We start from the raw sequence: 24,160 nt of genomic DNA on the forward strand, positions 1-24,160 counted from the left end.
GGTAGTTGAATGAAGTAGAAGGAGGCCTGTTTTTTATGAAAAAAGGTTCAATTGAATTTGAAAACGGCGAAAAAATTGTATTTGATCTGTACCAAGAAGAAGCACCTGGAACAGTAGAAAACTTTGAAAAACTTGCAAACGAAGGCTTTTACAACGGTGTAACGTTCCACCGTGTTATCCCTGGATTTGTAGCTCAAGGTGGAGATCCAACAGGAACTGGAGCTGGCGGCCCTGGTTATTCTATTCCTTGTGAAACAGAAGGGAACCCACATAAGCACGTAGCGGGGTCTCTTTCAATGGCGCATGCTGGCCGCGATACAGGTGGAAGCCAATTCTTTATCGTACACGAGCCACAACCGCACTTGAACGGTGTTCATACTGTTTTTGGACAAGTTACAGAAGGTTTGGAAACAGTACTTCGCATTAAACAAGGCGATGTAATGAAAGAAGTTAAAGTTTGGGAAGAATAAGTTCCAAATAAGAAAAGCTCCGGATTACTCCGAAGCTTTTTTTATGTTTTTGGCAATTATACATTTCTGTTTTTCATGAGTTTTTGTCTATTTCGTTCATCAATAACCGTAGATCGGTCTCTTAAAGAGTGCTTATGAACGATGTTTTCATCCACTCTGGATGATAAAGACCACTCTTCTTCAGTCACACCAGCTTTTAATAAACATACGTTCAATAGATCAGTTGACAGTGGAAGAGCTATCGACTCAAAAGGTTGCTGTTGCTCGACTTTTTGTATACTTTTATCGAGTAGTTCAAAAAAAGGTTCAACTTCTATTCCGAGTTCTTTCAGTGCTGCTTCTTCTTTTTGCAGCTTCACTCTACAACTCAAGATCATTCGTTTAGCTCCATTATTGTTGCCACGCCGATGGTGATAAAGAGCCACTGCAAGCTGGATCAGTCCAGGCCACAGATCTCCTTTCATGCCCTCGTCCTTCCAATGCTCCTCAAGCACTTCGTGACACTCAAAGTAATCTTGATCTCTATGAAAATGCACCAAGTATTCAATCCATGGTTTTGGATAAGTCACTAGTCGTTCACGCCCCTTAATAAGCTCGACTTTAAGTTTACCATATGCATAGCATGAATAAAAACAAGCCGCGTACCACGCAAAATATGATATAATTTTATAATACAAAATCGCTGAAAAACTGGGGAAATGTTATGCAATATAGTGTGAAGCTTGATGGATTTGAAGGTCCGCTCGACTTACTGCTTCATTTGATTCAAACCTACGAAGTGGATATTTATGATATCCCGGTAGCCATCATAACTGAGCAATACCTTCAATATATACATACGATGAAAGAACTAAAACTGGACGTAGCAAGTGAATTTTTAGTTATGGCAGCTACTCTTCTTGCCATTAAAAGTAAGATGCTGCTACCGAAGCATGAAGAAGAGCTTTTTGAGAATCAGATGGAACTCGAGATGGAAGAAGACCCAAGAGATGAATTAGTAAGAAGACTCGTTGAATATAGAAAGTACAAGCATGCTGCTGATGAACTTAAAGAAAGAGAATCAGCAAGAAGCTTAATATACACACGGCAGCCTGTCGACCTCTCACAGTTTGAGAAAGAAGAATCGGCAAAACAGGTGACCAACGTAACGCTGTATGATATGTTGCAGGCGATGCAAAAAGTCTTTCAAGAAAAGGTCACGCGAGCACCGAAACAAACGACAATCGAACGGCAAGAGATTCCGATCGAAAAAAGAATGGAACAAATAAAATCCTCTCTTCTTTTAGTAGGAGGACGAAAAAAGTTCACAGACCTTTTTGATAAGAGTACTAGGGAACATGTTGTTGTTACATTTCTTGCAATATTAGAACTTATGAAAGTTAAATCAATAAATTGCGAACAACAAGATCATTTTAGTGAAATTTATATAACGATGTTAGAGGAGTAATACGATTTGGAACGAAATGAATATAAAGCGATTGTAGAGGGTTTGCTTTTTGTCAGTGGTGATGAAGGAATCGACAGAAAACAAATCGCTCAAGTGTTGGAGATCGACAGCAAAGAACTTGATCCCATCATCGAAGAGTTGAAACAAAGTTATGCTTCATCAGAAAGAGGGATGTCTATTGTTGAATATGCGGGATCCCTTCAATTTGTAACAAAACCGGAACATGCGGCCTTTTATGAGCGTCTTGTTGAAACGCCTGGTCATGCGACACTCTCTCAAGCTGCTCTTGAAACACTAGCGATCATTGCCTATAAACAGCCGATTACTAGGTCAGAGATTGAAGAAGTAAGAGGAGTAAAAACGGAGAAACCGTTACAGACACTATCTGCTAAAGGATTAGTAAAAGAAGTTGGAAGAGCAGAAGGAACGGGACGCGCAATATTATATGGTACAACAAAAGCATTCCTAGAACATTTTGGTTTGCAAAGTGTAAAAGAGCTGCCTCCTCTTCCTGAGAACATTCAGGAAGAGAATGTAGAACAAGAAGCAGACCTGTTCTTTTCAAAATTTCAGGAATCACTATCTACTGACGAATAACAAGGGGGAGTCATGCATTGTTGATTCAACATATTGATGGTATGGAGTTAGAAAAAGAAAAGCCGAATACATCTGAGGATTTTTTTAACCGTTCAGAAGTAACCTATGAATGTAACGGAAAAATGCAAACTTTTCATCTTCTTTATGTACGATATTTTGAAGAGAAACTTCAAGAGGAATTAACACATCATGACTTTTGGAAAGATTACTTGAGCTTCTATAAGATAACAGAGATTGCAGCACTCACCGCATTGCTTAAGGACCCGGCATACCAAAAGCGCAAACGGAGCTATATCAACAACTATGAAGAATTTAAAAAACTCTTCATCCAACCAAACGAAGAGTTGCTAAGTTCACATCTCAATACTTTAAAACAAATAACAAAGTAAACAGCCTTATAATTCATTTTAGGCTGTTTTTTTGTTTTTATTTTTTTCTTCCTATGCAAGTTAAGTGAAGCTTAATGCTGCCACAAGAGGGGCGCAAAGTGGCATGAAAAGTAAGATCCTGAAGTGGAAATCAACTACTTCCAACAACTTAAAAGTTTACTCGAAAAACAGAGTAATCTTTTAAGTCACCGTTTTAAAAGGCAATTTAAGGGTAAATTACTAAAAAGGATATGCAGCCGAAGGAGAGAGATCAATTGCCAAGAATAGCAGCAGTGGAAACTATAAATCCCCCTCATAAACTTTCTCAAGATCAAACAATGGATTTTGCAAGAAACCTATTTCAAGAAGTGTTCTCAGATATCGAACGATTGCTCAAAGTATTTCAGAATGGTGAGATCGAGTCACGCTATTTCGCGATGCCTATAGATTGGTTTAAGGAAAAAAGAAGTTTTCAAGAGAAAAATGATTTATACATAGACTTTGCAACAAATTTAGGAGCAGAATGTATCGAAAAGGTCTTGTCTGATCAAAGCCTAAACGTGTCCTATGAAGATATTGATGCCATCTTCTTCATCTCGAGTTCTGGGTTGTCAACTCCAAGTATAGAAGCTAGAATCATGAACATCCTCCCATTTTCATCACATACAAAGAGGATTCCAATCTGGGGATTAGGATGTGCTGGTGGTGCATCAGGTTTTTCTAGAGCTTACGATTATTGTAAAGCATATCCAAAATCAAACGTCCTCGTTCTAAGTGTAGAACTTTGTTCACTAACATTTCAGCACGAAGATCTTTCTAAGAGCAATTTAGTAGGAACATCCTTGTTTGCCGATGGAGTTGCTTGTGCGCTAATCTGCGGTGATGAGTCCGATACTGGCAAAACATCAGAAATATCACCTTACATAAAAGATACGATGTCTACATTGAAGCCTCATTCTGAAGATGTGATGGGGTGGGAAGTAAAGGACACAGGTTTGTATGTTGTCTTTTCAAGAGATATTCCAAACGTTATCCGAACGTGGCTCAAACCGAACGTTGATGAGTTCTTAAACCGAAATCAGCTTGTAGGAGAACAGATTAAACATTTCATCGCTCATCCTGGAGGAAAGAAAGTCTTACAAGCATACGTGGATGCGCTCGGGATTCCGTTATCGAAAACAGATATCTCAAGAGATGTATTGAGGGAAAATGGAAATATGTCATCTGCCACTGTTTTCTATGTCTTGAAAAACTTTATGCAAACTGCAAAAGAAGAAGGAGATCTAGGTGTGATGGCCGCATTAGGGCCAGGTTTTTCTTCTGAACTTCTTTTAGTGGAATGGAGGAAATAGATGAACTGGTTTCTTCTATTTTGGGGTTTTCTTATCATACAGAGATTAGCAGAAGTAAGGATCGCTAAATCTAACGAAAAGAAGCTTTTGAGTAAAGGCGCAGTAGAAGCAGGGAGTGATCACTATAAGTGGATGGTGTCTATGCACGTTGCGTTCTTTGTTGTTTTCTTTTTAGAAGTATACGTGTTTAACGCACAGCCGCCTAGCTGGTGGATTGTTCCATTTCTTCTGTTTTTAATGGCACAAGTGATTCGTGTATGGGCGATATCGTCTTTAGGAGAGTTTTGGAATACGAAGATTATTCTATTACCTGGTGCGAATGTAGTAGCTAAAGGTCCATATCGTTTTATGAGACATCCCAATTATACGATTGTCTCTTTGGAGCTCTTAGTCATGCCACTAATTTTTGGTGCTTATTTTACAGCTATCCTTTTCACTATATTAAATATCTTCATGTTAAGGGTGCGGATACCTGCTGAAGAAAAAGCTCTCATGGAACTGACAGACTACGAAAAAAGCCATGGTCAAAAACAGCGTTTTTTTCCTTCCCAATAATTAGCGGAAGTAAATCCCATTCATAACCTGTCCTTGTTTGCATAAACTTTTACAAAACACGTAAAGGGCGGGATTATGAATGAAACAAACACTAAAACGAAAACCACTGCTCCTGTTTATGATCTGTATGCTTATCCTTGCTGCATTCCCGCAAGAAGCAAAAGCTGAACCCGGTGTGTCAGCAAATGCTGCTGTGTTGATGGAGCAATCATCTGGAAGAGTATTGTATGGTCGTAATGAACATCGGCCGATGAGAATAGCAAGTATCACGAAGATCATGACCGCTATCCTTGCAATAGAATCAGGAAAGATGAATGATACGGTTACCATTACGGAAGCTGCATCGCGAACAGAAGGATCATCTCTATACTTGAAGCCAGGAGAGAAGATCCCACTAAAAGATTTAGTCTATGGATTGATGCTTCGGTCTGGAAATGATTCAGCAGTTGCAATCGCTGAGCATGTAGGAGGAAGTTTAGATGGCTTTTCCTATTTGATGAATCAAAAAGCAGAAGAGATCGGAATGAAACATACACGTTTTAGAAATCCACATGGACTCGACACACATGAAGATCATTATTCTACCGCTTATGATATGGCCATATTAACGAAGTATGCCATGAACAATGATACGTTTAAAGACGTGTCATCAACGAAGGTTTACAGATCGGAACAAACCGGTGAAAAATGGGATAGAGTGTGGCGGAATAAGAATAAGATGTTAAAGCTTTATGAGTATTCTACTGGCGGCAAAACCGGATATACAAAACGTGCAAAACGAACCTTAGTATCAACTGCAGAAAAAGACGGAATGGAACTGATCGCTGTTACACTAAACGATCCTAACGACTGGGACGATCATCGAAATTTGTTTGAGTGGGGATTTCATTCGTTTAAGATGACAGAACTGATCAAAGAAGGCGAAATTTCCGGCATCAAAGATAAAGGATACAAAGGAAAAGTAGAAGCGGCTCGAACGTTCACTTACCCTTTATTGAAAGAAGAGATCGGGCAGATCTCTTCTTCCATCCAGTTGTATGAACTTCCGAAGTCGGGCAAGTGGGAAAAAGAAAAAGTTCCTAAACCTGTTGGTAGGTATTTCGTAGATTTAAAGGAAACGAGAATTGCTGATCTTCCTCTTTATTATGATGGCAAAGCATTGATCAAACCTGATCAGGGAGGTCTTTGGTCGTCATTTAAAAGCATATTCAACAAGTTATTCTTTATAGCTAAGGAAGACAATCGCCTATGGTGAATTACATCTGGGTAGGAATGATGGTAATAGGCTTCATTGTGGCAGGAATCAACGGCACGATGGATAAAGTAAACGAAGCGATTTTTACGAGTGCGAAAGAAGCAGTCACTTTAAGCTTTGGTATGATTAGTATTTTAGTATTCTGGTTAGGAATCATGAAGATCGCAGAGAAAGGCGGTTTATTGGAAGTGTTAGCTGTGTTGTTTCGTCCGATCGTTAAACGGCTCTTCCCAGATATTCCAAAGGATCACCCTGCTCAAGGGTACATTCTTTCGAATATGGCAGCTAACCTGCTTGGACTCGGAAATGCTGCAACACCAATGGGAATTAAAGCGATGGAACAGCTAAAAATATTAAATGGCGGAAAAAATGAAGCCAGTCGATCGATGATCACGCTACTTGCGATAAATACATCAAGCATAACGCTCATCCCCACTACGATTATCGCGATCAGGATGAGCTATAACTCGGCGTCGCCCACTGATATAGTTGCGCCGACATTAATCGCGACTGCGATTTCAACGGTGGGTGCTATATTAATAGATCGATATTATTATTACCGCTCTTTACCTAAGGGAGGGAAATAGATGTCGATCGTTCAATCCTTTTCCATATGGTTTATCCCATTTTTGATCGGTTTTATCCTTTTATATGGCACTTATAAAAAAGTGCCAACATATGAGACCTTTGTGGAGGGTGGAAAAGAAGGTTTCTCGATTGCGATTAACATTATCCCTTTTTTAGTCGGCATGCTTGTTGCCATTTCGGTATTTCGCGCATCTGGAGCTTTGGATTATGTCATGATGGCGATGCGTCCGCTATTTTCATTGTTTCATATTCCAGCAGAGGTGGTTCCGCTAGGGCTTATGAGGACGATTTCAGGAACTGGCGCTCTTGGGATGACATCAGATTTAATTGCAACACACGGTCCTGATTCGTTTATCGGAAGACTTGCTTCTACGATACAAGGAAGTACTGACACAACGTTTTATGTATTGACTGTTTATTTTGGGGCGGTTGGTATAAAAAAGATGAAATACGCGTTAAAAGTAGGATTATTAGCCGATCTGATTGGATTTTTAGCATCTATAGCTGTAATCTCCCTATTGTTTTATTCATAATTCGACAAAAAAGAGCCGTTATGGCTCTTTTTTACGTTTACTGAGGTTGAGAATTACGAATAATGAAGGTATGATGAGACATGAGGTGAAATCATGGAACGATTGCAAAAAGTAATTGCCCAAAGCGGCGTAACTTCCAGAAGAAAAGCGGAAGAGTTAATTCGTGAAGGCAAAGTGAAAGTGAACGGAAATGTAGTGACCGAACTCGGCACAAAAGTAGGTACAAAAGATAAGATTGAAGTGAATGAGATTCAAATTCAACGGGAACAACCCGTTTATTTTTTGATGTATAAACCTTCTGGTGTGATTACGGCGGTTTCTGATGATAAGGGAAGAAAAGTAGTAGCTGATTATTTTAGAGATATTATCGAACAGCGTGTATTCCCTGTTGGAAGATTGGATTATGATACGACAGGCGCGATCATCATGACGAACGATGGTGAGTTTGCGAACGTACTTATGCATCCACGCTATCAGCTTGATAAAGTGTACATTGCGAAAGTAAAAGGAATTCCTTCAAGAGAGAGAATCAAGCAACTCGAACGAGGAATTCGCTTAGAGGACGGAATGACTGCTCCTGCGAAAGTGAAAGTAACATCGATCGATAAGAAAAAGGGAACTGCTATCATCGAGCTTACGATTCATGAAGGAAAGAACCGTCAAGTCAAGCGTATGTTAGAAGCGATCGGATCACCTGTCATGAAATTAAAGCGTGAAAGATACGGCTATTTAGATCTTAAAGGCCTGAATCCTGGTGAGTTCAGAGAACTTACTCCACATGAAATCAAACAGCTAAGAAATCTGGCTGTCACACAAACGTCAAAAAAAAGCCGTAGATAGGCTTTTTTTTCAAGTTATAGTAAAATGGAAGCGGCTTAAAGGAGCGGATGGATGTTGAAAAAAAATAGGTTGTGGTTTCGCTCTGCTCTGCTTGCCATTTTAGTTGTTGCGGTCGGTTACACGATTTACAACAGTATGAATGAAGAGTCAGGTACATACATAAGTAAAGGCGATACGGCTCCAAATTTTGTACTAACCGATCTGAATGGCAAACAAGTAGAGTTAGAAGATTACCGTGGTAAAGGTGTTTTCTTGAATTTCTGGGGAACGTGGTGTAAACCGTGTGAACGAGAGATGCCTTATATGCAACGGCAGTATGAAAAATACAAAGAACAAGATGTAGAAATATTGGCAGTAAACGTCAGTGAAACGAACGTATCCGTTAAAAATTTTGTTGATCGCTATCGTATGAGCTTTCCTGTTCCTATGGACAAGCAAAGAGAAGTAACAAAAGCATTCGGTATAGGACCGATTCCGACTACCATTTTGATTGATAAGAACGGAAAAGTAGTTGAACGGACGAGTGAGTCATTATCAGAGAAAAAAATTATTTCCTTTATGGAAAAAATAAAGCCGTAACGGGGTGAAATGATGCAAACGATAACATGTGAATGCGGCCACTCTAACCCATACGGAACAAGTCTTTGTCAAGCCTGCGGTAAACCGTTGAAGCAAGATGTTGAAGTACTATCAAGCATGAGGTATGAAGGAAGTGCTAGACGATCTCAAACCTATAAACAAACGTTTGTGGATAAGATTTGGAACTTCTTTTCGTCTGTTAAAGTCGGAGTTTGGCTCATTGTTATTATTTTAGTAGCAGCGGCAATCGGAACCATTTTTCCGCAGGAAACGTTCATACCTCCTAATGTTGATCCTGCCAATCATTATGAAAGCGAATACGGAACGTTTGGACTTATCTATTATTTGTTAGGGTTTCATAACCTTTATGGATCATGGTGGTTCATTCTTCTTCTAGGAATGCTAGGTCTATCCATCATTATTGCCAGTCTTGATCGTGGTATACCACTCTATAAAGCATTAAAGACACAAAGAGTCACGCGACATGATCAATTCATGAAGAATCAGCGTTTGTTCTCAAAAAGCAATGATGTCGAACTTGATGAGATCAAGTACACGTTAGAATCTCTGCGTTATAAAGTTCGAGAAGAGGATGGTAACCTTTTTGCGGAAAAGGGACGGTTTTCGAGATGGGGTGCTTATGTAAACCATGTTGGACTGATTATCTTTTTAACAGGTGCGATGCTTCGATTCTTTCCAGGTATGTATGTTGACGATATATTATGGGTTCGAGAAGGGGAGAAAGCTTCTATCCCTGGCACTTCAACCGAAGATGGGCAATATTATCTGGAGAACAATGATTTCATTCTTGAGATGTATGATAAGGAAGAAAAGAAGTTTAATAGTGCGCTAAGCTCTGTTGATGGAGAAGTCGCAAAAAATTATCAAAGTAACGTAACTCTCTATAAAACAAAAGAGAACCATACGATCGGAGCAGAGCCAGAGCTTGTAAAAGTTAAGAATGGTGAAATCCGAGTGAATGAACCGTTTAAGTTCGACTCGTTTGCTCTTTATCAAACGGATTTTAAGCTTAACGAGTTTTACAAGATGAGTTTCGAACTTGAAGAAAAAGCAACGGGTAACAAGTTTGGTAAGTTAACAGTAGATCTTCACGACCCGAAAAAAGAGTATGACCTTGGGAAAGGTTATAAAGTTAAGATTGAAGAATACTTTCCGAACTTCGTCTTAAACGACCAGAACCAGCCATCAACCGTTAATAATTTGCCTGATAATCCAGCGTTTGTTTTCTCCATGTATTCTCCAAAAACACCTGACGGAGAAAAAGCGTTTGTTGGGATTCAGAAAAACATAGATTCTGGTGAGAACCAGTTTAAAATGTCATTCGCTGGTATAGAAACGAAAGATTTAACGGCGCTTACAGTCCGAAAAGACCATACACTTTGGATTATCGCGCTTGGTGGAATCATCTTTATGATAGGTGTTACACAAGGTTTATATTGGAACTATAGAAGAATTTGGATCAAACAAAATGCAGGTGAGGTATGGGCTGCCGCTCATACGAATAAGAACTGGTATGGCTTGAAAAAAGATGTGGAATTTCTGTCTGATAAGACCAATCTCACACCTTTAGAAGAAAAAGAAACAGCTTCAAAGTAATGCTGTTCAAGCGGGAGGGTTAATGATGGCTGAAATCAGCAGTACACTTTTATATAGTGCATTTATTATTTACTTGTTCTCTACTCTATTCTTTGCAATGTCTATTTCAGATAAAAAAGGAAAAGATGCTGTTCATACAAAAAAGTGGGGAAAAATAGGGTTCATAAGTTCATGTGTAGGATTTGCAGCTCAACTAGGCTATTTTATTACAAGGTGGATGGCAAGTGGACATGCCCCTGTAAGTAACTTGTTTGAGTTCACTACCTTTTTTGGCATGATGATGGTACTTGCATTCATTATTCTATACATCATCTATCGAACGAACGGTCTAGGCGTTTTCGCGATGCCTATAGCTGTTCTTGTTATCGCGTATGCCAGTATGTTTCCAAGAGATATCTCTCCGCTTATTCCTGCCCTTCAAAGTGACTGGCTGAAGATCCATGTTACAACAGCGGCGCTCGGAGAGGGAATCCTTGCGATCTCTTTCGTATCAGGACTCATTTATTTAATTCGTACAGTTGATCAGACCATCTCGTCTAAAAAGACTTTATGGTTAGAGATCATTCTTTACAGTTTGATTGCGGTTGTTGGATTCATCTTTGTTTCGGTCGGTTTTAAAGGTGCTGGATATGAAACGACATTTGAAATGATGGGTGATAACAATCAGGCAGTTAAAGTCGTCTATGATATGCCTGCCATTGCAGGTCCAAGTAACGGAGAGCAACTGGACGATTCGTTTGGACCACTATTCTCAACGCCATCTTGGATGAACGGTGTTGACGCTTCTGTTAAGTTGAATACGTTCATTTGGTCTCTCTTAGCAGGAGGAATCCTTTATGGCTTACTTCGTCTGATTTTAAGAAAAAGAATAGCAGCAGCTCTTCAGACAAAAGTTAAGATGAAACCAGATCTTCTGGATGAGATCAGCTACCGAGCAGTTGCGATCGGCTTTCCTATCTTTACACTCGGAGCACTAATCTTTGCTATGATATGGGCTCAACAAGCTTGGTCGAGATTCTGGGGATGGGATCCAAAAGAAGTTTGGGCTCTTATCACGTTCTTGTTCTATGCCGCTTTTCTTCATTTACGACTATCAAGGGGCTGGCACGGAGAAAAGTCTGCATGGCTTTGTGTGCTAGGGTTCTGGATCATCACATTTAACTTGATCGCGGTAAACCTTGTTCTTGTAGGATTGCATTCATACGCTTAAAGATTTTAAAGTCTCTCTTTCATTAGAGAGACTTTTTTATAAGAGACGAACGTGATCAACTACATAATGACCTTTAAGAATTGTTGTTTTAATCATTTTATTTACTTCATTGATAAGTTTATTGTAGTGGAAGATGCGAGACTCCTACGGGACGAACGGCCAGGTGGAGACTCCTAAGGTCGCGTAGCGTGCCAGCTACCTGCAATTTCTTCTGGTAAGGCATGCGACGAGAAATCTCGCTTCGATAGGCTTTGCTGGTAGACGCAGGAGCACACGTACTTCTTTGAACACCGTTCGCCCCGTGGAAAGCGAGCATCTGTAACGGAAATCAACTACTGAATAAGTTTTATTCAAAACCAACCCTAAATGAAAGAAAATAGATAGACAGCATGTCCGGTTTGTTTAGTGTACTTGGTTTCATGTATGATAGAGACAGGAAAAAATCTAGTTTAACTGATTTTATGTGGAGGATTGAATATGGATACAGAAGCTAAAATTCTAGTTGTTGATGATGAAGAAAGAATTCGAAAACTATTAACGATGTATCTAGAGCGAGAGAACTACGAAGTTCATGAAGCCGAAAACGGTGAGGATGCGCTACAGATGGCAGTATCCATCAATTTTGATCTCATATTGCTCGACCTTATGCTTCCTGGTATGGATGGCATTGAGGTTTGTGAAAAGTTAAGAGAAAAGAAAGCGACTCCTGTAATCATGTTGACAGCTAAAGGAGAAGAGCTTAACCGCATAGAAGGATTCGAAGCAGGTACGGACGATTACATCGCGAAGCCGTTCAGTCCAAGAGAAGTCATCCTTCGTGTAAAAGCACTGTTGAGAAGGTCGTCACCGACGAAGTTTCTTCAAACCGAAACGGTTGCAAAGAACGTTGTTGTGTTTAAGCACCTTACGATCGATCACGATGCTCACCGTGTAACAGCTGGCGGAAAAGAAGTCAACTTAACACCGAAAGAATATGAGTTGTTGTACTACTTAGCGAAGACTCCAGATAAAGTCTATGCGCGCGAACAATTGCTAAAAGATGTTTGGAACTATGAATTCTTTGGTGATCTTAGAACAGTTGACACACATGTGAAAAGACTTAGAGAAAAGCTTAACAAAGTCTCACCGGATGCAGCATCCATGATCGCGACCGTTTGGGGAGTGGGTTATAAATTTGAGGTTGGGAATGAATGATCTGGAGAAGTGTAGTTGGTAAACTTTGGATAACGATACTTTTATTAGTCTCGGTCGTTTTAACCCTGCTCACCATTCTTCTTACGCAGTTCTTTGAATCGTTTTACGATGATCAAGCCAAAGATCAATTAACGAAGATGGCTGATCGAGTGATGTTGATTATGGAAAGCGATGAGAACAAGGAAGAAGCAATACGCATCACAAGTGAAATGGCTGAAGCATATTCCATGTCTATCATGATCATAGACGAAAATCAGGAATCCTTTATGTCTAAGAATTCTTACGATGATGCACCTTATATCCCAGTTTCTGTTTTCAAAGAGAATGATCAGTTATCTACTGTCGCAGAGAGTGAAAAAAAGATCTACGTAAACGGAGATTTTCCCGTTCTGAATAAAAATGATGAGACGATGCAAACGATGATCATCTACGGTGAACCTTATGGATCCGGAGAAAATGCAGGAGCCGTTTACGTCTATCAATCCATCGAGAATGTGGAAAAAACAACGAATCATACAAAGTATCTCATCTTTTTAGCAGCGGGGATCGCGATCATCTTAACTACGATCTTTGCGTTTTTCTTATCTACTCGAATTACGGCACCACTAAGAAGGATGAGAGAAGCAGCCACCTCTGTAGCAAAAGGTGAATTTGATATGAAAGTGCCGATTTTAACGCATGATGAGATCGGCGAACTTGGCATGACGTTTAACCGTATGGGCAGACAGTTAAAAAACAATATCACAGCATTGAATCAAGAAAAAGAACAGTTAACAAGTGTTTTAAGTTCGATGGCTGATGGTGTGATCACCTTTGATAGAAAAATGAACATACTGGTTACGAATCCTCCTGCTGATCGATTCCTACAGGCATTTTATTACGAATCAGGCATGAAGACAGAGGTCAACGGAAACGTTCCTGAGACGGTCAAACAGCTCTTTGGGCAAGTTGTTGCACTTGAGAGTGAACAGATGACAGAGATCGCGATACAAGGCCGCTCGTGGGTCGTCGTTATGACACCACTATATGACCAATCTATGATTCGTGGAGCAGTAGCTGTACTTCGTGATATGACAGAAGAACGACGAATGGACAAGCTTAGAGAAGACTTTGTTGCGAACGTTTCACATGAATTAAAGACGCCGATCGCTATGCTGCAAGGATATAGTGAAGCGATCGTAGATGATATTGCAGAATCTGAAGAAGAGAAGAAAGAGCTAGCAGGAATCATCTTAGACGAATCGAAACGGATGGGAAGACTTGTTAACGAACTTCTCGATCTAGCGAGATTAGAAGCCGGTCATATGAAGCTTCACTACAGCTCTCTTCCGATCATTCCTTTTGCAGAAAGAATCGTCCGGAAGTTCCAAGGTCCTGCTAAAGACCGAGAGATTCAATTAAGTTTAGAATTTAAAGGTAATCACCAAAGTCTTGAAGGTGAAATGGATATCGATCCAGACCGGATTGAGCAAGTCTTAACCAATTTAATCGATAATGCTATTCGTCATACTTCTCAAGGTGGATTTGTTAACCTGACTGTAGAAGTGAGCGATCAGAACGTGAAGTTTTTCGTTAAAGACAATGGAACAGGAATTAAAGAGGAAGATCTGCCATTTGTTTTCGAACGCTTTTATAAAGGTGATAAAGCAAGAACAAGAGGAAAATCAGGTGGAACTGGCCTTGGCCTTGCTATTGCAAGAAACATCGTAGAAGCACATGGTGGTCAGATTAGCGTTCATAGTAAGAATAATGAAGGTACAACATTTTCTTTCGTAATTCCGCGAACGTTGAAATAAATTAGCAATACGTCCCGATTAATCTTGTTTCATAAGGAACAAAAGCAGTTATTAAAAAAGGATTTCACAAATTTCTCCAATATGTTTATAATAGGAATTGTGATTTCATAAAATTTCATACGTGTTAAACAGGTGCAGTCCTTTATTGGACGAGCTTAATAGGGAAAACGGTTAGATTCCGTTGCGGTCCCGCCACTGTAATTGTGAGAATCCTATAGTTTCGCCACTGTGAAAACGGGAAGGCGTTAGGAGACGATGATCAAGAGCCAGGAGACCTGCCTGTTTGTTACATGACATGACCTACGAGGATAGGGGGGTGTTTAACAGTACCGGGGCCGGTTGCTGTTTTCTGCCTGTATACTATTAATCTCCTTCGTAGCCGAAGGGGATTTTTTTAGTTGCGTAAAGTAAGTTGTAGGACCAAACAAAACGTTTTTATAACAGAAAGAGGTCAATCGTGAAAAAATTACTTTTAGTATTAGCAACAATGATGATGATGTTAGTAGGCTGTGGAACGACTGAAACGAAGGAAACGGCTGATCAGCCGAAACAAGAAGAAACGAAGAAAGAACAAGTAACGGTTCAGATCACAAAAGAGAACGGTAAAGAAAAAGTTACGGAAAAGAAAGTCGATATCGCAAAAGATGCGACAATCATGGACGTGATGCAAGATAACTTTAAGATTGAAACACAATACGATGGTGCATTTATCAGCAGTATTGAAGGAGTGGCTGGAAGCGAACAGGACAAAACATCTTGGTTCTTTTCTGTAAACGGTGAAGAAGCGATGAAGGGTGCTAAGGATATTACGTTAAAACCTGGCGATGTCGTAGAATTTGATCTTCACAAATATGAATAAGCTGACAGTCAAACGAATTACGATCATTGCCTTACTTGCTGCTATATTAACAGTAGGCAGAATCACCTTCTCAATGATACCCAATGTTCAGCCGAATACGACGATACTCATTCTTGCTTCATTCGTACTCGGTCCTGTGCAAGGGTTGTTACTTGCTATATTAAGCACGATAACAACAAATCTTTTTCTAGGGCATGGTCTGTGGACGTTCGGTCAGATGTTTGCCTGGGGATTGATAGCCGTTATGAGCGCATATCTAGGCAAATACAGACATAACATACCTTGGCTGTTGCTCCCGATCTATGCAGGATTCTGTGGCTTTTTGTTTGGTTTCATCATGTCTGTTCTCTTTGGTGGAATCATCATGCAGAAATTCTGGCCGTATTACTTGGCGAGCCTCCCATTTGATCTAAATCATGCGATTGGTAACGTGGTGTTCTTCATCGTACTTTACAAACCACTTCTCTATGTGATGGAAAATTATATTAATAAAGATGGAAGTCAAAAAGCTGCCTTTGAATAGGGAGCTTTTTTAGCTCTCTTAAAGTTTAATGTTGAAAAAAACAGAACTTCGTATTATTTGGAAGTTCTGTTTCGTGATATTCTGTATAGAAGCTAACAATTACCCAAAGTTATGATGAAAACACCAAACAATAAGAAGTATACTCACTATTCCCCAAGCTGTGGCACTTACGATCCACCAAATGATGGTTTTAGCTTTTGCTGAAGTTTCCTCGTTTTCCATTTTTCCTGTTATAAACGCGAGCTTACTTTCCATATCTTTTTTCATAGAAGTAAGAACAACAAATCCAATTGTTATAAAACCAATCGTTATCCAGAGTAGTATGTCCATATGCTCTACATCCCTTTTGTAGTTATTTTCTTTATCAAACTTCTTTATTCGAGTTCATTATCCTGCCTCATTAGATAAGAATGATGTTTATAGAGTAGATTTAGTAAGTTCCCAAGCGAAAAATCAACAACGAATTTTAGTTGAGCCTTTTCTTTAAAAACCGGTTCAAAAAGTTGAAAAGCTGAATAGGATGATAAAGTTGATTTACTTTTACCTAGGAGGACAAAATGCGAGACTATCTGAACCGTTTTTTTGCTGTGATTTTTTTGATGATGTGCTTAAGCGTCTTATTTATAGGAGGGAAGTTGGGAGCATAAACACTTGAACGAACAAGGATTTCATGGTACATATGGTAAAACGTTTTAAAAAGGAGATTAATATGCTAACAGATTACCATTCTCATCTCGAAAAAGGGACATTGACGATCGATTATTTAAAACAATTTGTAGACACCGCAAAAGAGAAGGGAATACAAGAGTTTGGGATCTCTGAACACGCTTATCACTTTTATGAAACAAAAAACATCGTATCAAAACCATGGATGGAAGAAAGACGTTATTACAAGATGGACGATTATGTAGATCTGTTTAAGCGTGCAGATCAGTTAGGAATGGACGTCCGCATGTCGATTGAAATGGATTATACGCCGGGACGGCATGCTGAGATGGAGGCATTTATAAAATCCTATCCATTCGATTACGTGGTCGGATCTGTGCATTGGGTCGATGATTTTGGGATAGACCTTGCAGAATACCGAAAAGAATGGGACCGTCGTGATCTTTATGAAACGTATCGTTCGTATTATGATCAAATTGTAACACTTGCAGAATCAAACCTATTTGATATTGTTGGACATATCGATCTAGTCAAGATCTTTAAATATGTTCCGACTGATCAAGAATTTCTTTTAGAACAGTATGAGCGCATTACAGATGCGTTAAAAGACTCAAAAACATGTGTAGAGATCTCATCTGCAGGTCTAAGAAAACCTGTAGGACGAATCTATCCAGAACCTGAACTTCTGTCTCTTTGCTATAAAAAGGGGATACCGATCGTACTCTCTTCAGATGCTCATGAACCGCACCAAGTTGGAGAGAATTATGAGGCGACTATAAAGCTTGCAAAAGAGATCGGTTACAGAAAGCTGATGACTTTTCAGGATGGGGAGAGAAAAGAAGTAGATTTAGGATAATAAACACATAAAGAAAGCTCTGCATTCTGATATGCTCCCCTAAAGGTAGACAGATTAAAAATAAAAATCTGTTTACTGTAAGGGGAGTATATCATCATGAATTGCAGAGCTTTTTGCTTTTCTATAGATCTAAAGGTTTGCACACAAGAAGATCCTCAATGCTTCTGAGTTCCTTCTGAGTAGATTCTGGAAGCTGGGTGTCAAAGGTAAGAACCATCATGGCTTCACCGCCAGCTGATTTTCGGCCAACGTGCATCGTTGCGATATTTATGTTGCGTTCTCCTAAAAAAGCTCCTACTTTTCCGATAATACCTGGTGTGTCACGATGTTCGATGTAAAGAAGAGATCCTTGTGGTACAAAATCAACCGTATACCCGTTCAATTTAATGATTCGGCCACCAAAGCCTTTAACAAGTGTCGCAGAAAGAGTGAACGTTGTGTTCAGACCTGTAACCTTTACATGAATGATATTTGGATAACCATGATCATCTGTCCCATGTTTTTCACCGATTACGATTCCTTGTTCCTTTGCAGCCACCATGCTGTTTACATCGTTTACCGGCCGGTCTAATCTTGTTTTTAAGAAGCCACACAAAAAGCTGCGAGTAAGTGATGTTGTATCGGTTTCCGATAATGATCCGCCATAACCGATCGAAATCTCTGAAACAGGTTCTTTAAAGAATTGAGTCGTAAACGAACCAAGAAGATTTGAGAAGTCATAATAAGCAATCAGCTTCTCATACGTATCTTTTGATAAAGAAGGAAAGTTAACAGCGTGTTTTAAAGGTTGATGTAAAAAATGAGATCGGATCTCATCGCTCGCCATGTAAGCTACATTCTTTTGTGCTTGTACGGTGGATGCAGCGATATGAGGTGTAACGATCACTTTAGGATGATCGACTAAAGAGCGACTAACGGGAGGTTCTTGTTCGAAAACGTCAAGAGCGCAGCCAGATAGATGTTCGTTATCTAAGTAGTGTAGAAGAGCTTCCTCATCGATGATGCCTCCACGTGCACAGTTTAAGATAAACGCACCTTTTTTAGCGTATTTTAAGTTATCAAGATTTAATAGTTTATGGGTATCTTTTGTAAGCGGGGTATGAACGGTGATGACGTCACTCTGCTGGATTAACGTATCGAGATCAACAGAAGTAACGGATAGTTCTTTTTGTTTTTCTTTCGGAAAATAAGGGTCAAAAACAAGTACGTTCATGGAGAAACTTTTCGCGCGCTTTGCAAGTTCAGAGCCGATTCTACCCATTCCGACGATACCGAGCGTTTTTTGATAGAGTTCTTGGCCCGTATACTTTTTGCGGTTCCATTCACCTTGTTTTACAGATTGATTGGCTTGTGGAATGTTGCGGACTAATGCCATCATCATGGCCCAAGTGTGTTCTGCAGTTGAAATGGTGTTTCCTTCAGGTGCATTAACGACGAGCACACCTCTTTTTGTCGCTGCGTTCAGATCGATATTATCTACTCCAACTCCAGCTCGTGCAATGATTTGAAGTGCGGGCAGCTGATTCAATACATCTTCAGTAATCTTTGTAGCACTTCTTACCATGATTCCTTGAATGTTTTCTGGTTGAGTAACTTCATCAAGTTTTCCGAAGATCAGCTCAACACCTTCAAGTTTTACTAACGGTTCAACACCTTCACTTGTTATTCCATCACAGACTAATACGGTTGCTGTCACAGTTCCACCCCTTGTCTATCTTTATGAATAGCATCAATATTTTGATAATTTATCACATTCTGACGATAGGTACAACTATGATTTTTAAGATAGCGGTTTCAAAAAAGAAGAAAACTAATTGACAATGAGAATCATCCTTAATAAAATAAATAAAAACCCTCTAATGAAAGAGGGTTCCTGGTAAGATTACAACTATTCGAATTTTAATGCATCACCATCGAATGACTCTTCAGATACTTTGATGGAATCTGTAGGACAGCCTTCGAACGCATCTTGCATATCTTCTAACAATACATCTGGAATTTCAACGATTCCTTGGTTATCGTCTAGAGTTACAAACGCAATTCCTTCGTCGTCATAATCGTAAATGTCTGGTGCTGCAGCTCCGCATGCTCCACATGCGATACAAGTTTCTTTGTCAACAATCGTATACTTTGGCATAATGAATACCTCCTAAGGAATTGAAAAAATACCGACTTACATATTTAGCCATTTTAAATTAAGGGTCTACTAATCATATTGTAATAAGTATCCCTCTACATTTCAATAGAAAATTAGGACCTCGTCATATCTTTTATTCCCAATCTTCCTCTTAATATAACACTTTTACTCTTAAATTTCCTTAAATCTGATAAGATAGATTATATGATAAAGTGTGGTGATTTATTATAGATATTTGTCATGTCGTTTTATTAGATATCTTTCGAAAAGTAAATGGTAGTAGAAAAAGCTCAGGCGTCTATTATATGCTGACAGGTAAGAAAACGGCGCAATCTTTGTCAGACAGTCAATGGTTTGGTATAGAACGTTATTATGCCGCTTTCAAGGGGATGGCCTATGACACTTTTACTGAATCAATCGAAAGCCTGATAAATGAAGAATATATGAAGGAATCTGAAGATCATGTTTACACCCTTACTGAAAAGGGTGAACAACTTCTTGTGCGTGAGAATGATAGATTATCATTCTTAAATCATTTAAATGGATTAAAATATGCATCGATAGAGTCTACATGCTGGCAAGCTATCACGTTATATGTACAAGCTCTCTCCAATGCTCTATATGGTCATTTTAGTTATTCACCAGTCGTAAGGGACTTCTCGGTGATACAAAAAGTTAAATCTGTGTTTCCTAAATCAGAGTCAGAGAGAAAAATTCAAGCGGAAAAACTTTATCGTGAATTATCTCGAGTGTTGTTAGAACATGATAATCAAATTGCTGATCTATTTGTTAAGAAACTGTCTGGCTACAATAGGATCGGAAGTACCTTCGAGCAATTATCTCGGATAAAGGGCATGAGTCAAGAAGAGACTGTACTCCGTTTCAGGGCGATTTTGCACGCTTTCATACACAAGATAGCTAGTGAAAAGATGAATTTTCCGATGTTGCACTCTCTAATAGGCTCATTTACTGAAGCTCCGGCATTAACTAGATCAGCATCTTTAACTTTTAAAATGCTAAATAACAATAAACCTCTAGAGGAGATCATGATCGTTAGAAATCTGAAATTGAGTACTCTAGAAGATCATCTCGTAGAGATCGCAAGAGAAGTGCAAGATTTTTCGATTACCCCTTACATTAGTGATACAGAGTTTTTGAAAGTGAAAGAATATTACAGTAAGACGAATGAAACAAAGCTTCGGCCGTTTAAAGATGCCTTTCCTCATCTTTCGTATTTTCAAATCAGGCTAGTACTCGCAAAAGAGGGTGGAAAACATGCAACTGGAAGCAGCGCTTAAAGAGTTATACGGATTTTCATCGTTTAGATCTGGACAAAAAGAGATCATAACTGACTTGCTTTCAGGTCATGATGTGTTAGGTATGCTGCCGACTGGAACAGGAAAAACATTAATCTATCAGATGGCCGCACATCTTTTAAAAGGAAGAGCACTCATCATTTCTCCTTTGGTGTCATTGATGGAAGACCAAGTAGATCAGTTTAAACAAGCTGGTTTTAAGAGGACGATCGCTCTCAACAGCTTTTTAGATCAAAGTGAGAAACAATCCATATTAAAAAGAATACAAGACTATCAGTTTGTTTTTGTGAGTCCTGAAATCATTCAAAACTCTTACATCCGTTCTATTCTGTTGTCAGTTAGTTGGTCGTTATTCGTAGTAGATGAAGCCCATTGTATCTCACAATGGGGTCATGAGTTTCGTCCATTTTATTTAGAGTTAGCTGATATGAAGAAAGCGATGGGGGATCCTATTTGCCTCGCATTAACAGCAACGGCAACACATAAAGTACAGAACGATATCCTTCATCACCTAGACATGAAAAATGCAGAGATACATATTCATAGTGTGAACCGTCCGAACATATCTATCTTTGTTGAATGCTTTGATGATCATGATCAAAAAGTGGGGCGAGCGGTAAATCTAGTTCAGCAGCTTAAAGGACCAGGCATTATTTATACGAATACAAGGAATGCTGCAGAACTGCTTGTAAAAAGATTTCAAGATCATGAAATAGAAGGGGTCGCTTTTTATCATGGAGGCATGAATGCTGATGAAAGACTTCTTGTACAAAAGCAGTTTTTAGAGTCCCAGCTGAACATCATTGTTTGTACGAATGCTTTTGGAATGGGAATTAATAAATCGGACATCAGATTTGTAATTCATTTTCACACACCGTCTACGATAGAAGGCTATATTCAGGAAATCGGCAGAGCTGGCAGAGACACGGAACCATCTGTTGCCGTCCTATTGTATCATCCAGCTGATCTTGAGATACCATACCATTTTATTGATCAAGAACTGCCTGATTCTGTACAAGTTGATTATTTGTTTTCCGACCACATTCAGTTAAGAGGGAATACGTATGCAGAAAAACTGAAACTTGTTGGACTCTCTGAAACGGGTCAAAGATTCATGGAATATCACTTGAAAAAAGCAGGCGTTCTACATAAAGAGAATCTTGATGTCCACGAAAAAAATGCGTTGATTTCAAAAATAAAATTCACGATTGAGAGTAGAAAAGCTGATAAAATAGAATCATTAAAGGCGATTGAAAAGTGGGCAACGAATAATGAATGTAAACGAAGTGGACTGCTGAAATATTTCGGGGAACCCGTACCTGAACCAAATTCAATGTGCTGCGGTCATTGTGAAACAGGTCTTTCGCATTTTTATGGAAAACAAGCGTCATTTAACACTTCTTATGAATTATGGGAAGATGAACTAAAACGACTTTTAAGACAGGAAGTGTACAACTAAAGGATGAGGAAATCTGTAAAAAACAATTGGATCGATCAGATTACACCGAAAGAACTTTTGTTGAACGTTTATTTTTCACAAAGTTTATTTATGATAGCTGCGTTAGCTCTTGCATTCTTCTTTAATGTTTCATTTCCTTGGGTGCTAAACGACCTTGATCTTTCAGTAAACGAATGGCTGCTTGCACTTGGTACAGGATTTTTTCTTCCTTTTTTATCGATTCAGTTAAAGAAGAGGTTGTCCGAGGAATCATTAGATGATGGTGGAATCAACGATAAAATATTCGGCTCTCTCTCTTACATACACATCTTTTTCCTCACAGGAATCATTGCTTTTGCTGAAGAGTGGTTGTTTCGAGGAGTCCTACAATCGTTATTAGGGCTGTTTTTAACCAGTATGATTTTCGCTGTACTGCATGTTCGGTATATAAAAAAACCTGTTCTTTTTAGTATCGTATGTGGATTAAGCTTTTGGCTAGGTATGATCTATGAGATGACAGATAACATCTGGGTGCCTTTTTTAGCTCATTTCTTAATCGACTTTATTTCAGGGTGCTGGATAGCTAATCAAAACAAGAGCAACAACCATATCACAGACAGCGAGAATGGGAGTGTGGATCGGGATGATGAAGAATGACCAAGCAGAAAGTTTAAGAAACAAAACAGCAGACAATACGATCGCTTCTGTTCAACATGCTCATTCTTTGCCTTCAAGAAGTGAAGTACACGGGAAAAAGAGAGACGATGAAAAAAAACAAAAAAACGCTAACAAAGAAAAGAGAAAAACAACTTTTTTAGTCACTCGATTACTCTTAGCAGCTTTTATTCTTTTGATCGGAATTACACTAACTTATAAATTGTGGTCAAAAGACCTTTATATTCCAGTTCAAAGTGAAGATCGAGAAGGTGTTGAGCAAGTAGAGATCGAAGAATAAAGACCGTCTGGCTCTGAATATCCAGACGGTCTTTTTTTGTTACAAATAACCTTTCAAGGGCTCCTCTTAAAAAAGAATGTTGGTGTCGTTGTTCCAACCAAAAATTTCAAGGGCTAAACAAAGGGAAAAGCTATTTTTTAAAAGCATGAATCTGCTTGTATAGGCATAGTTATGTGTACAGGAGGTTATGCTGATGAATGCTCTAAATCACTGGAAGATAAAGCCCTTTGTTAATGAACTAACGAGTATTGTGCTAGCACAGCTTGTTGATAGAAAAGCTGAGAAAGACAAGTGGAAAAAAGCCATCAACCAATGGGGATTATCGATGATTTTTGTTGTACTAGCAACCTTCGTTTACCTTTACTACTATAAGCTTCCAACAGCCTCAAGGTTTTCAAATCCATTAACGTTGTTATTCTCAGATGAAATGGTATGGATCTGTACAGGTTTTATTATTTTTGCGAGCTTCTACATGATCTGGATGAAAAAGAAGTACAAAAAAGCTGACGACGATTTTGAAGCGATCAGAAAAGATTTTATAGATCGTAATGAAGAATGGTGGAGTGATGAGGAACAATGGAACCAGAGGCATGTTGTTTTCGAATTTATGAAACAAGAATACAATATAAATATTCTTCACAAATAAAGAGATTCACTGGCAGGGACAGCCAAAAAATAAACAAGATTCTCGATCGTGGCGCTGACCTTGAATAACGACTGTCAAATCACAAAAATGATCGATTCTTCCGAATGCAAGTGTTTCGTGTTTTTCCGTACAATAAACTTCGATTGGAAGTCCGAGTCGCATGCTATAAGACAGCTCCGGGTCTGTCACGAGAGATTTATTTTTCAATTTAGTTAATGTCATGATGTTTTTCCTCTCCTCTTATTTTGGTTAATCATGTAAATTAATCATACGTGAAATTTACAATTTTTTCAACAAATCTTTTTAAATATTCAAAAAATTAACATCGTACCCTTTCTGCATAGGACGGTTATAAAAAATATG

Annotated in this window: 28 protein-coding genes and 1 riboswitch; of the genes, 23 read left to right on the forward strand and 5 right to left on the reverse strand. The window is 39.0% G+C overall.

The annotated features are described in order from the left end of the window. The first annotated feature begins 35 nt into the window (after positions 1-35). Positions 36-470, forward strand: a complete 435-nt coding sequence (locus tag IHV11_RS05525; protein WP_066395813.1) for a peptidylprolyl isomerase — start codon at positions 36-38, stop codon at positions 468-470. 56 nt (positions 471-526) lie between these two features. On the opposite strand, the gene IHV11_RS05530 is transcribed toward IHV11_RS05525, so the two are convergent. Beyond that, entirely contained in the window at positions 527-1,039 is a 513-nt protein-coding gene (locus IHV11_RS05530) for a DUF309 domain-containing protein (protein WP_197193922.1), read from the reverse strand. A 134-nt stretch (positions 1,040-1,173) separates the two neighbouring features. Here IHV11_RS05530 and IHV11_RS05535 point away from each other — a divergent pair, with 134 nt between their 5' ends. The 16 genes from IHV11_RS05535 to IHV11_RS05610 all read left to right on the forward strand — a co-directional run bounded on the left by IHV11_RS05535 (position 1,174) and on the right by IHV11_RS05610 (position 15,783). Then, a complete protein-coding gene (locus IHV11_RS05535) occupies positions 1,174-1,917 on the forward strand; it encodes a segregation/condensation protein A (protein ID WP_197193923.1) in 744 nt (247 codons plus the stop codon). Positions 1,918-1,923: 6 nt separating this feature from the next. After that, positions 1,924-2,514 (forward strand): SMC-Scp complex subunit ScpB, encoded by a 591-nt coding sequence (scpB, locus tag IHV11_RS05540; RefSeq protein WP_191753931.1) that lies wholly within the window; start codon positions 1,924-1,926, stop codon positions 2,512-2,514. A 41-nt stretch (positions 2,515-2,555) separates the two neighbouring features. After that, on the forward strand, positions 2,556-2,903 hold the full coding sequence (locus IHV11_RS05545) for a hypothetical protein (RefSeq protein ID WP_370568663.1): 348 nt from the start codon (positions 2,556-2,558) through the stop codon (positions 2,901-2,903). 254 nt (positions 2,904-3,157) lie between these two features. Further along, positions 3,158-4,234: a type III polyketide synthase gene (locus IHV11_RS05550; protein ID WP_197193925.1), complete on the forward strand. Its 1,077-nt coding sequence runs from the start codon at positions 3,158-3,160 to the stop codon at positions 4,232-4,234. Next, positions 4,235-4,789 carry an isoprenylcysteine carboxyl methyltransferase family protein gene (locus IHV11_RS05555; protein WP_197193926.1) on the forward strand — a complete coding sequence of 185 codons (555 nt, stop codon included), beginning with the start codon at positions 4,235-4,237 and terminating at the stop codon, positions 4,787-4,789. It abuts the gene before it with no gap. A 79-nt stretch (positions 4,790-4,868) separates the two neighbouring features. Further along, on the forward strand, positions 4,869-6,044 hold the full coding sequence (locus tag IHV11_RS05560) for a D-alanyl-D-alanine carboxypeptidase family protein (protein WP_197193927.1): 1,176 nt from the start codon (positions 4,869-4,871) through the stop codon (positions 6,042-6,044). Then, positions 6,038-6,631, forward strand: a complete 594-nt coding sequence (locus IHV11_RS05565) for a nucleoside recognition domain-containing protein (protein WP_191753936.1) — start codon at positions 6,038-6,040, stop codon at positions 6,629-6,631. The genes IHV11_RS05560 and IHV11_RS05565 overlap by 7 nt, the downstream gene beginning before the upstream one ends. Further along, the gene (locus tag IHV11_RS05570) at positions 6,632-7,165 is read left to right on the forward strand and encodes a spore maturation protein (protein WP_066395796.1); all 534 of its coding nucleotides are present in this window, start codon (positions 6,632-6,634) and stop codon (positions 7,163-7,165) included. A gap of 93 nt (positions 7,166-7,258) precedes the next feature. Further along, a complete protein-coding gene (locus tag IHV11_RS05575; protein ID WP_197130779.1) occupies positions 7,259-8,005 on the forward strand; it encodes a pseudouridine synthase in 747 nt (248 codons plus the stop codon). A gap of 54 nt (positions 8,006-8,059) precedes the next feature. Continuing rightward, complete coding sequence (resA, locus tag IHV11_RS05580; RefSeq protein WP_305069359.1) at positions 8,060-8,584, forward strand: thiol-disulfide oxidoreductase ResA; 525 nt, start codon at positions 8,060-8,062, stop codon at positions 8,582-8,584. 12 nt (positions 8,585-8,596) lie between these two features. Continuing rightward, the gene (gene resB / locus IHV11_RS05585; protein WP_197194924.1) at positions 8,597-10,201 is read left to right on the forward strand and encodes a cytochrome c biogenesis protein ResB; all 1,605 of its coding nucleotides are present in this window, start codon (positions 8,597-8,599) and stop codon (positions 10,199-10,201) included. A 25-nt stretch (positions 10,202-10,226) separates the two neighbouring features. Next, positions 10,227-11,411 (forward strand): c-type cytochrome biogenesis protein CcsB, encoded by a 1,185-nt coding sequence (gene ccsB, locus IHV11_RS05590; protein WP_197194925.1) that lies wholly within the window; start codon positions 10,227-10,229, stop codon positions 11,409-11,411. A 477-nt stretch (positions 11,412-11,888) separates the two neighbouring features. Beyond that, complete coding sequence (locus tag IHV11_RS05595) at positions 11,889-12,605, forward strand: response regulator transcription factor (RefSeq protein ID WP_066395787.1); 717 nt, start codon at positions 11,889-11,891, stop codon at positions 12,603-12,605. After that, positions 12,602-14,401, forward strand: a complete 1,800-nt coding sequence (locus IHV11_RS05600; RefSeq protein ID WP_197193929.1) for an ATP-binding protein — start codon at positions 12,602-12,604, stop codon at positions 14,399-14,401. The genes IHV11_RS05595 and IHV11_RS05600 overlap by 4 nt, the downstream gene beginning before the upstream one ends. Before the next feature lie 113 nt (positions 14,402-14,514). Continuing rightward, positions 14,515-14,698: riboswitch (cobalamin riboswitch) on the forward strand. A 160-nt stretch (positions 14,699-14,858) separates the two neighbouring features. Beyond that, on the forward strand, positions 14,859-15,260 hold the full coding sequence (locus IHV11_RS21460; RefSeq protein ID WP_197193930.1) for a DUF4430 domain-containing protein: 402 nt from the start codon (positions 14,859-14,861) through the stop codon (positions 15,258-15,260). Further along, entirely contained in the window at positions 15,253-15,783 is a 531-nt protein-coding gene (locus IHV11_RS05610; RefSeq protein WP_197130761.1) for an ECF transporter S component, read from the forward strand. The genes IHV11_RS21460 and IHV11_RS05610 overlap by 8 nt, the downstream gene beginning before the upstream one ends. A gap of 99 nt (positions 15,784-15,882) precedes the next feature. On the opposite strand, the gene IHV11_RS05615 is transcribed toward IHV11_RS05610, so the two are convergent. After that, the gene (locus IHV11_RS05615) at positions 15,883-16,113 is read right to left on the reverse strand and encodes a hypothetical protein (protein WP_197193931.1); all 231 of its coding nucleotides are present in this window, start codon (positions 16,111-16,113) and stop codon (positions 15,883-15,885) included. A 379-nt stretch (positions 16,114-16,492) separates the two neighbouring features. Here IHV11_RS05615 and IHV11_RS05620 point away from each other — a divergent pair, with 379 nt between their 5' ends. Next, positions 16,493-17,305 (forward strand): histidinol-phosphatase, encoded by an 813-nt coding sequence (locus IHV11_RS05620; protein ID WP_197193932.1) that lies wholly within the window; start codon positions 16,493-16,495, stop codon positions 17,303-17,305. A 121-nt stretch (positions 17,306-17,426) separates the two neighbouring features. Here the strand turns inward: IHV11_RS05620 and serA are convergent, their stop codons facing one another. After that, positions 17,427-19,001 (reverse strand): phosphoglycerate dehydrogenase, encoded by a 1,575-nt coding sequence (gene serA, locus IHV11_RS05625; protein WP_197193933.1) that lies wholly within the window; start codon positions 18,999-19,001, stop codon positions 17,427-17,429. A 192-nt stretch (positions 19,002-19,193) separates the two neighbouring features. Beyond that, on the reverse strand, positions 19,194-19,442 hold the full coding sequence (locus IHV11_RS05630) for a ferredoxin (RefSeq protein ID WP_137789014.1): 249 nt from the start codon (positions 19,440-19,442) through the stop codon (positions 19,194-19,196). A 305-nt stretch (positions 19,443-19,747) separates the two neighbouring features. Between IHV11_RS05630 and IHV11_RS05635 the strand changes: the two genes are divergently transcribed. The 5 genes from IHV11_RS05635 to IHV11_RS05655 all read left to right on the forward strand — a co-directional run bounded on the left by IHV11_RS05635 (position 19,748) and on the right by IHV11_RS05655 (position 23,797). Then, positions 19,748-20,740, forward strand: coding sequence for a helix-turn-helix domain-containing protein (locus IHV11_RS05635; protein WP_197193934.1), 993 nt, complete (start codon positions 19,748-19,750; stop codon positions 20,738-20,740). Further along, positions 20,718-22,217, forward strand: coding sequence for a RecQ family ATP-dependent DNA helicase (locus IHV11_RS05640; RefSeq protein WP_197193935.1), 1,500 nt, complete (start codon positions 20,718-20,720; stop codon positions 22,215-22,217). Before IHV11_RS05635 ends, IHV11_RS05640 begins: the two co-directional genes overlap by 23 nt. A 3-nt stretch (positions 22,218-22,220) precedes the next feature. Continuing rightward, positions 22,221-22,853: a CPBP family intramembrane glutamic endopeptidase gene (locus IHV11_RS05645; protein ID WP_197193936.1), complete on the forward strand. Its 633-nt coding sequence runs from the start codon at positions 22,221-22,223 to the stop codon at positions 22,851-22,853. After that, positions 22,840-23,151 carry a hypothetical protein gene (locus IHV11_RS05650; protein ID WP_197193937.1) on the forward strand — a complete coding sequence of 104 codons (312 nt, stop codon included), beginning with the start codon at positions 22,840-22,842 and terminating at the stop codon, positions 23,149-23,151. The genes IHV11_RS05645 and IHV11_RS05650 overlap by 14 nt, the downstream gene beginning before the upstream one ends. Before the next feature lie 193 nt (positions 23,152-23,344). Then, complete coding sequence (locus IHV11_RS05655) at positions 23,345-23,797, forward strand: DUF2663 family protein (RefSeq protein ID WP_197130739.1); 453 nt, start codon at positions 23,345-23,347, stop codon at positions 23,795-23,797. A gap of 6 nt (positions 23,798-23,803) precedes the next feature. Here the strand turns inward: IHV11_RS05655 and IHV11_RS05660 are convergent, their stop codons facing one another. Beyond that, positions 23,804-24,019, reverse strand: coding sequence for a hypothetical protein (locus tag IHV11_RS05660; protein ID WP_197193938.1), 216 nt, complete (start codon positions 24,017-24,019; stop codon positions 23,804-23,806). Positions 24,020-24,160 lie beyond the last annotated feature (141 nt).

The sequence above is a fragment of the Fictibacillus sp. 26RED30 genome, from assembly GCF_015903845.1.
Taxonomy (GTDB): domain Bacteria; phylum Bacillota; class Bacilli; order Bacillales; family Fictibacillaceae; genus Fictibacillus; species Fictibacillus phosphorivorans.

Coding starts and splice junctions, on each gene's coding strand:
- IHV11_RS05525 (WP_066395813.1), top strand. CDS start 36: ATGAAAAAAGGTTCAATTGAATTTGAAAACGGCGAAAAAATTGTATTT.
- IHV11_RS05535 (WP_197193923.1), top strand. CDS start 1,174: ATGCAATATAGTGTGAAGCTTGATGGATTTGAAGGTCCGCTCGACTTA.
- IHV11_RS05545 (WP_370568663.1), top strand. CDS start 2,556: ATGGAGTTAGAAAAAGAAAAGCCGAATACATCTGAGGATTTTTTTAAC.
- IHV11_RS05555 (WP_197193926.1), top strand. CDS start 4,235: ATGAACTGGTTTCTTCTATTTTGGGGTTTTCTTATCATACAGAGATTA.
- IHV11_RS05560 (WP_197193927.1), top strand. CDS start 4,869: ATGAAACAAACACTAAAACGAAAACCACTGCTCCTGTTTATGATCTGT.
- IHV11_RS05565 (WP_191753936.1), top strand. CDS start 6,038: ATGGTGAATTACATCTGGGTAGGAATGATGGTAATAGGCTTCATTGTG.
- IHV11_RS05570 (WP_066395796.1), top strand. CDS start 6,632: ATGTCGATCGTTCAATCCTTTTCCATATGGTTTATCCCATTTTTGATC.
- IHV11_RS05575 (WP_197130779.1), top strand. CDS start 7,259: ATGGAACGATTGCAAAAAGTAATTGCCCAAAGCGGCGTAACTTCCAGA.
- resB (WP_197194924.1), top strand. CDS start 8,597: ATGCAAACGATAACATGTGAATGCGGCCACTCTAACCCATACGGAACA.
- ccsB (WP_197194925.1), top strand. CDS start 10,227: ATGGCTGAAATCAGCAGTACACTTTTATATAGTGCATTTATTATTTAC.
- IHV11_RS05595 (WP_066395787.1), top strand. CDS start 11,889: ATGGATACAGAAGCTAAAATTCTAGTTGTTGATGATGAAGAAAGAATT.
- IHV11_RS05600 (WP_197193929.1), top strand. CDS start 12,602: ATGATCTGGAGAAGTGTAGTTGGTAAACTTTGGATAACGATACTTTTA.
- IHV11_RS05610 (WP_197130761.1), top strand. CDS start 15,253: ATGAATAAGCTGACAGTCAAACGAATTACGATCATTGCCTTACTTGCT.
- IHV11_RS05615 (WP_197193931.1), bottom strand. CDS start 16,113: ATGGACATACTACTCTGGATAACGATTGGTTTTATAACAATTGGATTT.
- IHV11_RS05620 (WP_197193932.1), top strand. CDS start 16,493: ATGCTAACAGATTACCATTCTCATCTCGAAAAAGGGACATTGACGATC.
- IHV11_RS05630 (WP_137789014.1), bottom strand. CDS start 19,442: ATGCCAAAGTATACGATTGTTGACAAAGAAACTTGTATCGCATGTGGA.
- IHV11_RS05635 (WP_197193934.1), top strand. CDS start 19,748: ATGCTGACAGGTAAGAAAACGGCGCAATCTTTGTCAGACAGTCAATGG.
- IHV11_RS05640 (WP_197193935.1), top strand. CDS start 20,718: ATGCAACTGGAAGCAGCGCTTAAAGAGTTATACGGATTTTCATCGTTT.
- IHV11_RS05645 (WP_197193936.1), top strand. CDS start 22,221: ATGAGGAAATCTGTAAAAAACAATTGGATCGATCAGATTACACCGAAA.
- IHV11_RS05650 (WP_197193937.1), top strand. CDS start 22,840: ATGATGAAGAATGACCAAGCAGAAAGTTTAAGAAACAAAACAGCAGAC.
- IHV11_RS05655 (WP_197130739.1), top strand. CDS start 23,345: ATGAATGCTCTAAATCACTGGAAGATAAAGCCCTTTGTTAATGAACTA.
- IHV11_RS05660 (WP_197193938.1), bottom strand. CDS start 24,019: ATGACATTAACTAAATTGAAAAATAAATCTCTCGTGACAGACCCGGAG.